We start from the raw sequence: 14,588 nt of genomic DNA on the forward strand, positions 1-14,588 counted from the left end.
CAAGCGGTCTTAGGAAGACAAATATGTCTGGCAACTCCTTGGCTCACAGAACGACATGGCTACGATCCGACTTGATTGACGGCAAAGGCGCAAACGTAACTCTCATCTTCGGTGCTCTCTTGTCTCACATTTGCACGCGATGCAGGATATGGGCCAGCACGGAAGTAGCGGAAAGGTTGTGTTTCTCGCGTAATGTGATTGTCGAAACTGCCAGCGGAGGATCTCCGGCAAGGAAAGCGCTTGCATTCGGACAGCCATCCTCACAAGGGACTTTGGAACTGTATGGCCATCAGATGGAATCCCGGTCTCATTGCGACCGGGTAGCTTGCGCTCTTTGAGCCCGGCCTTCGTAACAACCGCGACATCAGAAGATGCTGATTTCGGAATGCTGACATGGCTGTCGTACTTGATTGAGCAGCGTCATCGAAGACTGCCGATTAGCGGTTGCGGCCTTCGGTACAGAGATATTCCCCTGCGGTGACGACTATCGCATATGGCGGAGCAGAAGCGGGATCCGACACAGGGCGGTCCTGCAGGCCGGTCAACTCCAGCCTAGAGAATTGATGGCGGTGAACGTCGCGCGTTCCATGCGTCCGATTACAAGACGCATTGCCTTGTTCAGCGGCAGCAAAGGCGGTCGAGAACTGAGCGGCCCGACGTCGCTCCTGGACATGGCAAAATCCGTGAGTCGACCTGCAGTCCGCTGACCGATGTGCGGGAGCGCATCGTGTCCGAGCAAACCACGAGGCTGCGGCGGCGCAAACTGCCCCGCCTGAATAGTGCAAGATGGTGCACCATCGGACCGCACAGGTCGCCGGATAGTACGGCGTCATAAGGCTGCATCTCGATGACGTCAGCGGCGATGCCGCTTGAAGACCATCAAGCGATCGCGTCAGGCTCGCGTCAATCGGCATCCCGCCGCCATAAGCGCTCCCATGCTCACCGGCTATTCTGCCGCGTTACCAGCGCGCGCGTGCGCCGCAACGACATCAGTAACACCCTCGAGGGGGCGCCCGATCGGTCCGGGCCGACGACGGCGCGACGTCGAGGACGATATCGATCCGAGCACACGGTGCCGGGGTTCTATACCACGATACAGCTCGGACTGTCGCGCGGGCACGGATTCCGGACGGCGACAACGTCCATCACGGCCTGCTGCTGCTACCCAACCTGCTGCACATCCGCGATGATGGAACCGTCCGCTGTCCACAAGGCGGTCTCCAGACCTGGACTTTCCAACGTTCACAGCCGACATCCAGCGCCCGCCGAGGCCTGGTGTCAATGTTGGATGGTGATTTGCCGTGTACGCGGATCACCGAGGACGTGGCACTCTAACAGCTTACTTTTAAAGTGTCAGATATGCAGTCATCGCTCGTGTCTGGCTTCCGACAATGTCGGACATGCGATACGGCTCCTAGCCCCGCGTCGATACGCTGAGCGAACTCTGGCTCTGCGCATCGATCGAGGCCGTATGACACGTCAGTGGTTAGGATCACGTGCTAGCGAGATGCTGTTTGCACGCCCAAAGCGCTCTCGGGCGATTTCCGAAGCGAAGGCTTCTCAGCTCTCGATGGCTTGGGGGTTCCCCTATAGATGGTGAGTACCGCGATGATACCGAGAGCAGCTGCAAACATCAGCCAGAATCCGGGTGAAGCCTTGTCATTAGTTCGCTCAATGAGCCAAGTAGAGGCGAGTGGCGTAAACGTACCAAACAGGGCCGCCGCGAAAGCGAAGGCCAGGGAGAAGCAGGTTGTGCGCACATGCGCAGGCACGATCTCGACGAGAGCACCCAGCATAGTCCCGCTGTAGGTGCCAAAGTAGAACGAGAACATCATCGCCACCGCAAGCAGCTTGCCGAAACTGGGGGCGCTTACCAACCAACTCAAAGCCGGATAGGCGGTCATCAACGCAAGGCCGGCAATGGCCAGCAGGACTGGCTTGCGGCCGATACGGTCGGAAACGGTACCGCCAATTGGATTCCAGATGAAGTTGGTCACCGCGACCAGGAGGGTCACCAAGAGCGCATCCTGGGTGGACAGCTTCAAGACGGTCTTGCCGAACGTCGGTGCGTAGACGGTGACGAAATAGAAAGTCGTCGTGGTCAGGATCGCCATCATCATCCCGAGAACGACCGTGTGCCAATGGACGAGCGCCGAGGCAAAGACCTCGCGCGCCGTGGGATGCTTCTTCATCGCCAAAAATTCTGGGGTCTCCTCCAGCGTCCGACGAAGGAAAAAGATAAGAGGAATGATAAGGCAACCGAGAAAAAACGGAATGCGCCAACCCCAGGAGGCGACGGCTTCGAGCGGCATCGATTCATTCAGTAGGTAGCCCACGATCGCTGCGACAAAAATCGCGACCTGCTGGCTGGACGATTGAAAAGAGGTATAGAAACCGCGATTGCCTGGGGTCGCGATCTCCGCCAAATAGACCGAAACGCCGCCAACCTCGACGCCGGCGGAGAATCCCTGCAACAGTCGTCCTGCTAGAACAATGATGGGGGCGGCAATGCCGATTGTCGCATAACTGGGACAGAAGGCGATAATCACGGTGCCGACCGCCATGATCGATAACGTGATGATCAGGCCTTGGCGACGGCCGATCCTGTCGATATAGGCTCCCAGTACGATCGCCCCCACGGGACGCATTAAGGCACCCAACCAGAACACGCCAAAGGTGTTGAGCAATGAGGCGGTTTCGTTGTCCGAGGGGAAGAAAGCTTTCCCAATGGCGCTGGCGTAAAAGCCAAATAAGAAAAAGTCGAACTGCTCGAGAAAATTGCCGCTGGTTGCACGAAGAATGGCGTTGATCCGCGATTTGACTGTCGCTTGCTGAACGAGCGTTTGTGACACAGCGAGTTTCCTTCCCGTCTGAAATGGCCGGTTGCGGAAAACCTCACGCCAGCCCAATTGCAATCAGGCCGTGATTTTCTCTTAGAGAGATTACCGACCAACCGGAAGGCGCCTGATCTTTTCGGCTTATTTTCGGCGACGCTCCATTGGTGCACAAATTTTGAATTCGTTCCTGGAGACGCAAGCGCTCCCGACATCAATCGCCAGAAGTCCCGCCTGCTCGAGACGAAATCAAGGCATGAGGTTCCGCTCGGTCACCTACGAGGTAGCTGTGCGCGCAATCTTTGGCGTTTCACTAGCTCTGTGTCCACCGCGGATGGTATCGGCTGATTCGGTAACGCGCCTTCACTGTTCGGCTTCTAACTGCGCGTAAATTCCCGCCAGATTCAAAACACTACCATTGAGTTACCGGTTCGTACTCAGACATTGACCCGCGTAGTGCAAGGTTGGCATAGCAATTGCTACAAGCGTGCAGGAACACAGGATATTGGACGAGTGCACGCAGAACGGGCGAATGGCAGCGGCGGTCCCTTTGCCTTGAGACAATCGTTCTCGGCCGGCAGCCGCAATGTCACGTAGATTGTAGCTGCAGGCCTCGAAGAGCCCGCTGGATGTGGTTCGTCTCGGCAATGCCAAATCAAGTCCGCAGGGGATGCGATGAGCAGGCAGTGAATAGCAACCGTGGATGCTTGATCCGTCCACGACAGGTCGCAGGTGAAAAGTCGGAGGCCAAGCGGTCTTAGGAAGACAAATATGTCTGGCAACTCCTTGGCTCACAGAACGACATGGCTACGATCCGACTTCAGCAAATGATGGATGGCGCGTTTGGTCATTCGCGGGATTGGATTGCTCGTGGAGGGAAATCCAACGCGAGAGGGTGGTGGCTTCAATCTACCGACATGTTCCTATCGACGCGCTCATGTACAGGACTGATCCCTGATGGCCCTGCCTGGGACCGCAAAGATGGTTGGGAGCAGTTCGCCTGTATGACGAACGCGACCGCAAACCCGTCGGACCAAGTTGGTGGCCTTCGAAAGTGCTCCTCAAACATCATTCTCTCCACGGTTAGGATTCAAATGAGGCCTTCTCAAGCGTCGCAAGTTCAACTGGATCGACCTTCGCAGATAGTCTGCGAGTACTTGACTGAGCAAGCGCGAAATCTGTTTGGCCTGCATCCGTTCGCTGCGGAGATGTCTAAACGCCAAGTTGCGAGCTTGCTGCCGGAATACTTGGCGATGTCACAGGCGTTCCCTTACCTGCAGGCAGGCTCGCAAAAGGATCTCATATTTGATGCGATGCGTCGCAACCGAGACCTTCCTAGGGATGTTGAACTAACCAGCGTGGTCGCAAATTTCATCTGTTGGGATGAGACGGGCGGTTATGGCCGGGTTCTGCGAGGCGGCAAGACGGCGCTACCCGATATTCTGGCGACTGAAGATTTCCACTCAAACCTGCTGAGAAAGGATGCATCGCGACTACTCGGTAGAACGATACAGCCGAATTATAGCGCCACAACGAAGCGGTACCTGCATTCCCTCTATGCCGGATTGTCAGCGAAAGATCCGGTCGTGCGCTGCGCCTACATGGTCGCTTTTGAGCTGCATGCTGCGGAAATGATCCAGTCACTGTGGACCACTCTGGTCAAAACCTTTGATGCGCAGTCTGACGATCTGGAGTACTTCCGCACTCATGTCGGCGGCGTGGATCCCGCCGAGAAGTATCACGGAGAAATGACAACCCGGCTCATTCGCGAAGTTGTGCCTGCTGACGGCAATCGTCGTTTTTTGGATGAATTCGATCGAGCCTATCGGCTCAGCTTACAGTGGTGCCGCGATCTGCTGCAAACTGTCTCAATTGAGGAAGATGGTCTTGCGGAGATCGAACATCACGGCGGTTGTCATTGTGGTGCCGTCAAGTTCTACGTCCGAGCGCCGCGAGAGCTCTCCGCAGTTCGATGCAACTGCTCCATCTGCCAAATGTCCGGGTTTCTGCACCTGCTTGTATCCGGCGATAAGCTCAGAATTGAGTGTGGCGAAGAGTTTCTCAATACATATCAATTTAACAAGAATATCGCTCGTCACACGTTTTGCCGGATTTGCGGCGTAAAGCCATTCTATCGACCGCGATCGAACCCCACGGGTTTCAGCGTAAACATTCGGTGCTTGGATAAGAGAACGATCGAAAACATAACAATAGAAGAGTTCGATGGCGAGCATTGGGAGGAAGCGTTCCGCCCGACGCGCGAGGATTGGGAAGCCACCAGTTAAGATCAAACTTGGAGTGAAGTCGCATGGCGCGCGCAATGAACGATAGATCTCGTCTGCTTTCAGAAGAGGCTCTCACCAAATACCGTATAGAGCTATTGGTGAAGGGTACGGTCGTAATCGCCCCTCAGACATTGTTCACCCAAGATGATTTGGCGAGGATCGATCAGCTCCAGATGGAGATTCCCGAAGAAGAGGTGCGGGTGGGAGATGCCGGCGACTCGCACAATGTCTTCGTGAAGCGGGTGAGGGTAGATCCGCCGGGCCGCCCTCCGACCAATGTGCATGGCAAAGCTCCGGGGCAGATCATCGAATTGCTTGAGAGGAAAGACCGCAGCTTTGCGCTGAAGAAGATCTTGGGGGCATCGTCAGATTACGTGATTCGCCGATGCCAAATGCATCGATTGCCTCCCGGTTCGTTCGTTGGCATCCACTTAGACGCTGAGAGCGACCCTGACTTCGAGTACTCCGTGATTGTGCAACTCGCGAGGGATTTTGAGGGGGGTGAGTTCGTGGTCTATCCGAACGCGTACGAACAGCAGGTATTTCGACCGCCGTTTGGGGCCGTGGTTGTCACCACATGTAGGATCCGACATGAGGTGAAGCCTGTGCACGCTGGCGAGCGCCGATCGCTGGTGTACTTCTGTTCAAAACGCGGCGGCGCGAATCGCCGGATCATCGAAAACACTGCTGACGGCCTGTGAGGACCGTTAGCGGAAACGGCTTTCGAACGGGTTGAGGACGCGGGCCAGCTTCTGGCAGACGCTGCCTAATTCGGAAGTTCACGGTTGGTCTACTTCGAGCGAAAAAGGCAACCACTCCCCTGACGTTCCCAGCAGCGGGTGTCAAGCACAGGTTTCGGATACGGGGGGGCTTCGAACGAATGGAGGAGTTTAAGAGGTCTGTGATTTCAGTTGGCCATTGCCAATAACCGGTGCTGCAGATCGCGGGCAGTTGACCTATCGCGCGCGATCACCAGGCACTCCACGGTGCCTGCCTCTTGATCGACGGCAAGCGGGATCACGCCCTCCTTGCGTGTGCCATCGAATAGAAATCCATACCTGACGAAGCGATCAAGCGCGGCCTGGAGAGAACATAATGGAACGTTTCTTACGGAAGAAATGACGTGGCGACTGGAATAATCGATGCCCAGCAGCCGGACGGCAATACTATGTAACACTGACCCTCCGCCCCACCGGCCGTTCGCTTCGTTAAAGAAAAGCCGGCCGTCGCTCGCGAAAATGCCATCAATGTTGATCATTCCGCGATACCCCAAGGTTCGCGCCAGCTCGACAAATCGGTAGGCGTGCGCCTGTGCAGCCAACCATTGCTCATTCGTCAGGTCGCTTGGAAGCTCGAGCCCTGTCCAGATGAGCGCTCGTTCGGATCGGTCTTCGCTGCGACGTAGACGGATGCTTCCACTGTTGATGAAAACGATGGAACCATCCTCCTCTATCTCATACTCAAGATAGAACGGAGCGCGAGCCAAGTGGTACGATTCAATGACCAATGTCTTGCAGGATGCTGTGATCATCTCAGACCAAAGTGCTTGAGGATCAAACGATGGCCAAGCAACCGTTCGGGTATCTCTCGCCCCAGGAAGTGCTCCACTTTCGTTGCCGGTCAGGATAACATTGCCGACTCCGCCCGCTCCATTATCCAACTTGACGATCACGTTGCCGGTCTCTGACCTTAAGGAGGTGACCGCCCTGAATAGTTCGTTTGGGTTTGTGGTCGCGCATCCACTGGGCAGTGGGAGCGCGACACTTGTCGCCAATTGACGGAAGTGGCTCTTGCGGTTCAAGAGATCCGGCCCTCGCTGCAAAGCGAATTCGTCCCCGCTCTGCGGGATGCCAAGCAGCTCCGCCAAGCGCGCTACGCCTTCACTAGAGTAGCAGGCAGATATTCTCCAAGTTGATTTCTGGCGAATATGGCTGTTGAGTCGCTCGACGAAAGCATTGGATAGCAGGGTGCAATCGTTGAGAATCAGCGATTCACGGGCGTCGTCAGGCACAAGCGTCGAGAGACTCGAGGCATCGAAATTGAGCGTCGCGCCGATGAAGGATAGCAGGTCTGCCGGGATTGCTACCGGAGAGACTATTAGGTCACCCTCCTGTGCAAACCAGGCAGACCGGCATGCGGAGTTGGCGGAAAGGGACAGTTGAGTTGCTGTTAGATCGCCACCGGACATTTGAGCTGTCCCGGCATTCATGATTAAGATCCGAGGCAACGACAATCTCCCAGACGCCTGGCGTGATTAAGCATAGACCACCATGCCAGCGACGATGAGTTCGCCGCGACGCATCGTATGGAGGTACCGACCGGAAGGCGGTGTTGCGCTGCCTCGATATCTCCTGTGGTGTAGTCGGGAACTACGGCCAACCAATCCGCGGTTCTCAATCGCTGTCTCCTTCCGGGCTTGACTGCGTATCGAGCTCCTTCAGCATGAAATGCTGGACCTTGCCCAACGCCGTTTTTGGCAGTTCGTGCGTAAATATGATTTCGCGCGGTACCTTAAAACGGGCGAGCTGCGATTGAACATGCGTCAGCAGCGCTTCGGCTGCGATCCGGGACCCGGGTCGCCTGACCACATAGGCGATCGGGACTTCATCCCAGCGTGGGTCCCGTCGACCGACGACGGCGCATTCGGCGACATCCGGATGGCCCATGAGCACACGTTCCACTTCCGCCGGATAGATATTCTCTCCGCCGGAGATAATCAGGTTCTTCTTGCGGTCACGGACCCAAAAATATCCGTCGGCATCGCAGCGGCCGATGTCACCAGTGCGATACCAACCATCACTAAAGGCCTCACGCGTTGCCTGTTGATCGCCCCAATATCCGCAGAAGACGTTGGGTCCACGTATTACGATCTCGCCTGGGGTCCCGGGCGGCAACTTGGTGCCCACATCATCGATGATGGCTGCTTCGCAGCAAAGGCCAGGCAGGCCGCTTGCGCCGTCAGGTGCGAGATCTGCGCCGAGCTTGGTATAGACCGCGATGGGAGAGGTCTCGGTCGCACCATAAACCTGTAAGACTGGCACTCCGCGCCTCGCAAAGCGCTCGACAAGGCGCTGAGGTACCATCGTCGATCCGGTACAGATTGCTTTGAGCGCGGATAAATCCGCGCTTGCCCATCGCGGATGGTCCGTGAGCGCTTGCATCATGGCAGGGACCAGGGCTGCAAGTGTGGGTCGGTCATGCTCGAATGCATCAAACGTTGCCTCTGGCGAAAAGCGGCTTTGGATAGTTACCGTCGCGCCATGATGCAAACCGGGCGTCGTTTGGATATTGAGGCCGCCGACGTGGAAGAGCGGCAAAACAGTCAGGGCGTGATCAGTCGAGGTTAGGTCATGCATGTGCTGACTCATAACCCCGTTCCACAGCAACGCGTCCTGACGCAGCACAGCGCCTTTAGGTCGCCCTGTCGTGCCAGAAGTATAGACGATCAGAACCGGGCAGGACAGATCCGCATCTGGAGTGGGTTCGTCACCACAGCATTCGTCCAGAACGTCGTCCAACTTGCTTCCGCCGGGCGGCGCGAAGTCCAGGCCGACGAGGCAGGTATCGGGAAGTTGCCGCGTCAGAGCCGGCAAGACGGCGTTAAATGCCTGTTCAAGCACGAGCACTTTTGCTCCGGAGTCGGAAAGAATGAAAAGCTGCTCTGCGGCCGCAAGGCGCCAATTCAATGGAACGAGGATTGCGCCGAGCCGCGCGCAGGCATAGAGCAATGTCAGATAATCAGGCCGGTTGAGGCTGAGGATCGCGATCCGGTCACCCCTCTTGATGCCGAGTTGGCGCTTGAGGGCGTAAGAGACACGCCCGATCCGTCGATTGAAGCCCGAGTAGCTCAGAGCGTGTCCCTCGAAACGGAGCGCGGCTTTGTCGGGGGCATACGCAGCGTTGCGCTCAATCAATGTGCAGAGATCCAAACTCATCCTCCGTGAGCTTCGCAAGAGACGCTGGTTCCGATGTAGTTCAGCCGGAGTTCGGATCTACTTCGCCAGACCTCGATTGAGTGCTTCGGGTACCCATTACCCAGGTTACGATCCCGCGGCCCGAGCAGGACGGAGCGGTTCTTGATGGCTGTCATGGGGAGCGAACGATCGACACTGTTCGAGGTATCAGGCACTTGATCCACTTGCTCTGTTTTGCTCGGAAGCAGTCGTGTGCATCTGCCCGTAGTGATAGGTGCACCATGACGACTGTTTCTTGCCTGGTCTTTGACATACAGGCTCGCCGCACATATATGCCGACCTTGGATCTCCATCTTTGAAGCCGACAATGGCTCGGCATTGGCCTTCAATGTGGTCGATCAGCAGGACCTTCCTGACGCCGTCCGGCTCTTTCAACTTGCTGCTCCGCGATATCGCGCCATCTCTTCCGATGCCGCGCCAGTCACGCCGAGCGACACTTGCAGCTCAAGTTTCTTGAAAAGATACGCAGTCGCATGGGCCGTCGCACACTTGCGCGAGGATAAGCTTCCACCAGCATCGGGAAAGTGGTGTGAATCGAACCAAATGCTGGCTCTCCGAGGTGAGTTCGGTGCGGTCGTCTTGCCGTTCGGTTGCAAATGCGGGAAGCGGCGGCGCCCTGCGAGGGCTCGGGATCGAGGTGTACGCCGATCCCTTCCGGCATCACCGTCTCGCTGGCGCCTCGCTTTGGGGCAGCCGCACAGTATTGGTTCTGGAATGCCGGGGCGTTCACAACTACCTGCGAGCCGCGGTACTGCGATCAAGACTCGCTGCATAGCATCTCGACCGATTTGCTGGCGGGAATGAGGATCATGACCAACACTCAGCGTATGTTCTGACGAGGTGAGACATTCGTAATCCTTCACGATTCTGACGGCAGACGAGACACGCGGCGATTTAGGGATCGTACAACTTAACGTTACGTGCGATTCAAGCTCTTTTGGGCAACCCGCGGAGCATGCCAAAGCTCTCAGGTTTGCCGGTAAGGCGCTGCCAAGCGGTGTCGTGTCGACCGCAATTCTGCGCCAGGGTCTGCGTCAGAAAGTCGCTTGAGACGAGGTTCGCAAGCGACGAGGCTGTTGTCGAAAAGCCCGCGCGTTCGCGATCGGGCATCCGTCGTCTTCGCAGCCATAGCGGATGTAACGTCCGCTGTGCCTTATTGAATGCTTCACTGCGCATCTGTCGGGCGCTGACGCGGCAAGCCCAGGGCGAGATCCGACGATTGTGTTCGACAAGCCGGCCTGATGGTAGCTGACCCCTTTGCGCCGTTCGAGCGAGCCGCGCGATTGTGCGAGCGTGCCGTCATCTGGTGCACGTCGCGGTCGTCGGCTCCACTGGAGCGAAGATCATTGCAGCGTCTGATAGAGGCGATAGAGGAGCCGGGCGCGCGGCTCGATCGACGAAATGTAGAGTTGCTCATAATGCGTATGGGCGCCCTTGCCGTCGACGCCGAGACCGTCGAGGGTTGCGGTATGCGGCGCGGTGAAATTGCCGTCAGAGCCGCCACCGCTGAATACATCGAGCAGCTTGAAGCCGAGCTCGGCAGCAAGGCTTCTGGCGTGTTCGTAAAGTGCGGCGCCGGCGTTGCGCTTTTCGTACGGTGGCCGGTTCAATCCGCCGATAACCTTCACGGTGACACCATGGGTACGTGAGGTGACGCCGAGGATCTTCGGAACCAACTCGTCGGCGTCAGCCATGGTCGGCACCCGCATATCGACTTCCGCATAGGCTTCCTCGGCGATCACGTTGGACTTGCTGCCGCCACGGACGACGCCGACATTGACGGTGACGCCACGCTTAAAATCGTTCATCGCCTCCAGTGTCTGGATCACATTGCCAAGTTCCCGGATCGCGCTGCAGCCATCTTCGGGGCGCGCACCGGCGTGGGCCGGCGTGCCCTTGACGAAGACCTCAAAGCGCGCAACGCCTTTGCGTCCGGTGACGATCTTGCCGCCCTCGCGCGCGGGTTCGGTCACCAGCACATACTTGGCCTTGCGGCCCTCGGCCTCGATCAATGCCCGCGAGGTCGGGCTACCGATTTCTTCGTCCGATACGTAAAGTTGGGTGACGCCGAGCGGAGGGCGGACATCATCGGCGCAAACCTGCCGGAACGCGTGATACGCGAGATAGGCACCACCCTTCATGTCATAAATGCCGGGGCCGAATGCCCTGTTGCCCTCGACTTTGAACGGCAGGCGCTCGATGAACCCCATCGGATGAACTGTGTCGAGATGGCTCAGCACGAGAATGCCCGGTACGCCTTGGCCCCAGGACGAGCGTGTGACCAAATGATCGCCGCAGCCGTCGCGTCCCGCAACGCGGTCGACGCTGACTGACAAGTCACGATAGCCCGACGCGACGAGATCAGCCAGTTTATTGACCTGGTCCGGCCGTTCCGTTGGTGACTCGATCTCGACCCAGCGGCGGATGCCGTCGAGAATCACCGCGGCTTCGAATGGGTTGCTGGACATAGATCTGACGCCCTTTGAGTTCGACCTTCATCGTTCGCAGAAAATCGTGATAGGATCCATTTGATCGCATCATGATCTAACGCGAAGACCTTCAGAGTCGCCAACGTTGTGGGTCAGCTGGGCCTCTGAAGTCTAAGTCTTGCCGCAGGCAATGATGCTACGCGGGTTGAAATAAACAGCTACCAAACTTGGTAGGCTCCAACATGCAAGCTCGAGAGCCGTTGCTGTCTCGTGAACTGTAGCTGTTCTGATCAATTCCTCCGATAGCTGCGCAGCTTGCATTCCCAATACTCTTCCGCGAGGATGTCTGCGCGCACTGGCCTTGAACACGTCGATGCCAAGGCCGGCGACAAGATCAGTGGCGTCTTCCGGCGCGCATGCCGACGCAAAATAGCGGCTCGGTTCGCCATCGAGCAATCTCGTGAGTTCGTGCTCGAGGTGGAACCCGGCGTCGAGCGTTTTTATACTCACTTCGCAAGATGAGTATAATCCCGGTTAACCTCGGCTTGGGGGGCGAATCAGCGCGCCCGATTCCGACCTCTTGTGCCAAGCCTGCCTCGGGCGCGTTGTTCGCATCAATAGGTCGTCCAGCTTGAGCGGGTAGCTCACCTTTTGTGCTGGCGCGGGGATCGCGGCTCGCGGGAAAATACGATAGGTGCCTTCGTGACGCAGATCATGAAAATGCAGGTCATCGATTTTTAACACGTGCAGGCGCGCGTGAACGCCGCAAAGGGAAATCGCACTCAATCAAGCAGCAGGGTTCGAAGCGCGCCCCGGAAGTTGATCAATGGATTGCCGTGGCCGACCCGGGTCGCGACAATTCGTCCGATAAAGATGGTATGTGTGCCAATCACCTTGTGGTCGTACAGGACGCATTCGAGCGCACAAAACGCGTTTGGCAATAGCGGTACATCGAAGATGCCCTGTTTCCAGGGCGCGGTATCGAAGCGATGAACACCTTTCGCACCCTCCTGACCGCCAAAACGTAGCGCAAGGTCCTCCTGGTTGCTGCGCAGAAGACTGACTCCAAATCTGCGACTGGCGAGTATCCCGTCATGCGTCTCGGAGCCGACTTTTATGCCAACGAGTAGGCACGGGGGCTCCATGCAAATGGAGGTCACCGAACTAACCGTCAGTCCACGTCGTTCGGCGGCCTTTCCGGTCGCCACGATGGCGACACCGCTCGCCAGATTTCGCATGGCCTGACGGAACTCGGTCGCTTGGACAGATGGAATATCACGAATCCTAGGAGGGGACGGGTAGCTCATGACCTGCCTCTGGAGTTTTACTCCAATTCTGGTGTCTCCGTTACGCGCGGATGACCTTGATTCCTTTGCGCCTGCTATCGGGCGCACGGTGTCGCATTGCGCAACCAATGGCTGCCCCTCTCACCGAGCATCTCAGCGCGAGGAAGTTTCCTGCTTGGGAGTGCCCTGTTGATGGACGTGTCAGCGGCGATCCTGCCCGCTGCGTCGATCGCGACGGGGAACAGTCCGGCCGGAGTTTTTTTCGCATGTAGCAGCATAGGCACGCTAATTTACTCTCAACAGAGCACGCTTTTTCGCATCGAGAAGATGCCCATCGAGCGTCGCGTGCAGCGCACCTCGTAGCTCCGGCGGAATCGAGCCGTCTGTGTCGATCAATTCCCGAAACTTTCGAATGATGTGTTCTATCGTTGCAATAGATCCGAGTGTTTCCATATCCTGTGAGGACATTTCCCGATGATCTCCTTTTGCGCAGCGCACGAGCGCTTCGTCGCGGTCCCCGACTTCAACTGTGTGCCGCAACAGGCTCTTGCCGATAAAGAAGGGGACTCTCGCGCCGTGTGGTTAAGGCGAATTGTTTGATCAGTACGCGGATAGATGGCAACAACGTCTTCGAAAGCTCGCAGAAGCAGCGCGCGTTTGCGCCTGCTGTCCCTTCGCACTTGTGAGCATTGGTCTTGATCAGAATGTTGGAACATCGACCAACTCGGCTGTCACGCATTGGAAACCGTGATCAGTCGCTTCAGTCGGGCGGCCGCGGCGCCGCGATGAAGCGAATCTCTCCCAAGTGCAACGCCTTCCTGCAGCGTCGAGGCCCGGCCGGCTACAATAAAAGCCGCCGCCGCATTCAAAAGCGCGGCGTCGCGAAATCGACTTGGTGCACCATCGAGCATGCCCTGGAGCGCGTCGGCATCGCCGCCGTCCAGCGCCTCTTTGCGGCAGCGGCGGAGACCGGCTTCTTCCGGCGTCACTTCGAAGGTGCGGATTGTACCCGCCTCTAGGGCTGCAACAAAGGTTTGGCCGGTAAGGGTAATTTCGTCGAGTCCGTCCGAGCCATGAACCACCCATACCGATTCCGCACCAAGATTCTTCAATACATACGCCAAAGGCTGGACCCATTCGCGAGAGAATACTCCGATCATCTGCCGCTTGACTCTGGCCGGATTGGACAGAGGTCCGATTAGATTGAAAATCGTGTGGGTCCCAAGTGCGGTCCGAATCTGGCCAACGCGCTGCATCGCCGGATAATGGGGCGCCGCAAACATGAAGCCGATGCCAGCTTCGTGCACGCAACGCGCAACCGCCTCAGGCTCAAGGTCGATCTTCACGCCGAGGCGCGCCAACACGTCTGCGGCACACGAACCTGAGGACACATCGCGGTTGGCGGTCTTGACAACAGGAACGCCGGCCCCGGCAACAATAAAGGAGGCGCATGTCGACACGTTAACCGACCACATGGGGCCTTCGCTCGTGCCAGTGATATCGATGGGATCGCATGCCGCCTCGACCCGCGGCATTCTATCCCGAATCGCCGAGGCTGCACCGGTAACTTCTTCGACCGTTTCGCCGCGAACCCGCATTCCCATCAACAAGCCGCCGATCTGCGATGGGGTCGCGTGTCCCGACATCATGCTGTCGAAGGCTAACGCGGTTTCCTCACGCGTCAGAGTGGCGCCGCTGGCAACTTTGCCAATGATCGATTTGAGCGCTTCCATCGAACTTTCCACGATCCCTGTCCAAAGCTGAGGCTCGTCCGTTCAAC

The 14,588-nt window shown here is 57.4% G+C and carries 9 protein-coding genes; 2 read left to right on the forward strand and 7 right to left on the reverse strand.

Annotated features, from left to right (window positions below):
• Positions 1 to 1,499: 1,499 nt before the first annotated feature.
• Entirely contained in the window at positions 1,500 to 2,852 is a 1,353-nt protein-coding gene (locus tag QJT82_RS40595; protein WP_016842022.1) for an MFS transporter, read from the reverse strand.
• A gap of 1,139 nt (positions 2,853 to 3,991) precedes the next feature.
• Between QJT82_RS40595 and QJT82_RS40600 the strand changes: the two genes are divergently transcribed.
• Both QJT82_RS40600 and QJT82_RS40605 read left to right on the forward strand, forming a co-directional pair.
• Positions 3,992 to 5,119, forward strand: a complete 1,128-nt coding sequence (locus QJT82_RS40600; protein ID WP_016842021.1) for a GFA family protein — start codon at positions 3,992 to 3,994, stop codon at positions 5,117 to 5,119.
• Between the two features lie 23 nt (positions 5,120 to 5,142).
• Entirely contained in the window at positions 5,143 to 5,820 is a 678-nt protein-coding gene (locus QJT82_RS40605) for a 2OG-Fe(II) oxygenase (protein WP_016842020.1), read from the forward strand.
• Between the two features lie 206 nt (positions 5,821 to 6,026).
• Here the strand turns inward: QJT82_RS40605 and QJT82_RS40610 are convergent, their stop codons facing one another.
• The 6 genes from QJT82_RS40610 to trpD form a co-directional block, all read right to left on the reverse strand.
• Positions 6,027 to 7,328: a peptide ligase PGM1-related protein gene (locus QJT82_RS40610; protein ID WP_240536980.1), complete on the reverse strand. Its 1,302-nt coding sequence runs from the start codon at positions 7,326 to 7,328 to the stop codon at positions 6,027 to 6,029.
• Between the two features lie 184 nt (positions 7,329 to 7,512).
• The gene (locus QJT82_RS40615; protein ID WP_026192383.1) at positions 7,513 to 9,048 is read right to left on the reverse strand and encodes a long-chain fatty acid--CoA ligase; all 1,536 of its coding nucleotides are present in this window, start codon (positions 9,046 to 9,048) and stop codon (positions 7,513 to 7,515) included.
• Between the two features lie 1,388 nt (positions 9,049 to 10,436).
• Entirely contained in the window at positions 10,437 to 11,561 is a 1,125-nt protein-coding gene (locus QJT82_RS40620) for a M20 family metallopeptidase (RefSeq protein WP_028343550.1), read from the reverse strand.
• 743 nt (positions 11,562 to 12,304) lie between these two features.
• Positions 12,305 to 12,829, reverse strand: a complete 525-nt coding sequence (locus QJT82_RS40625) for a flavin reductase family protein (RefSeq protein ID WP_085964790.1) — start codon at positions 12,827 to 12,829, stop codon at positions 12,305 to 12,307.
• Between the two features lie 264 nt (positions 12,830 to 13,093).
• Positions 13,094 to 13,276, reverse strand: a complete 183-nt coding sequence (locus QJT82_RS40630; protein WP_075968510.1) for a hypothetical protein — start codon at positions 13,274 to 13,276, stop codon at positions 13,094 to 13,096.
• A gap of 263 nt (positions 13,277 to 13,539) precedes the next feature.
• Positions 13,540 to 14,541 (reverse strand): anthranilate phosphoribosyltransferase, encoded by a 1,002-nt coding sequence (gene trpD / locus QJT82_RS40635; protein WP_016842012.1) that lies wholly within the window; start codon positions 14,539 to 14,541, stop codon positions 13,540 to 13,542.
• Positions 14,542 to 14,588: the final 47 nt, after the last annotated feature.

Source organism: Bradyrhizobium sp. Mp19, assembly GCF_029952935.1.
In the GTDB taxonomy this organism is placed as follows: domain Bacteria; phylum Pseudomonadota; class Alphaproteobacteria; order Rhizobiales; family Xanthobacteraceae; genus Bradyrhizobium; species Bradyrhizobium elkanii.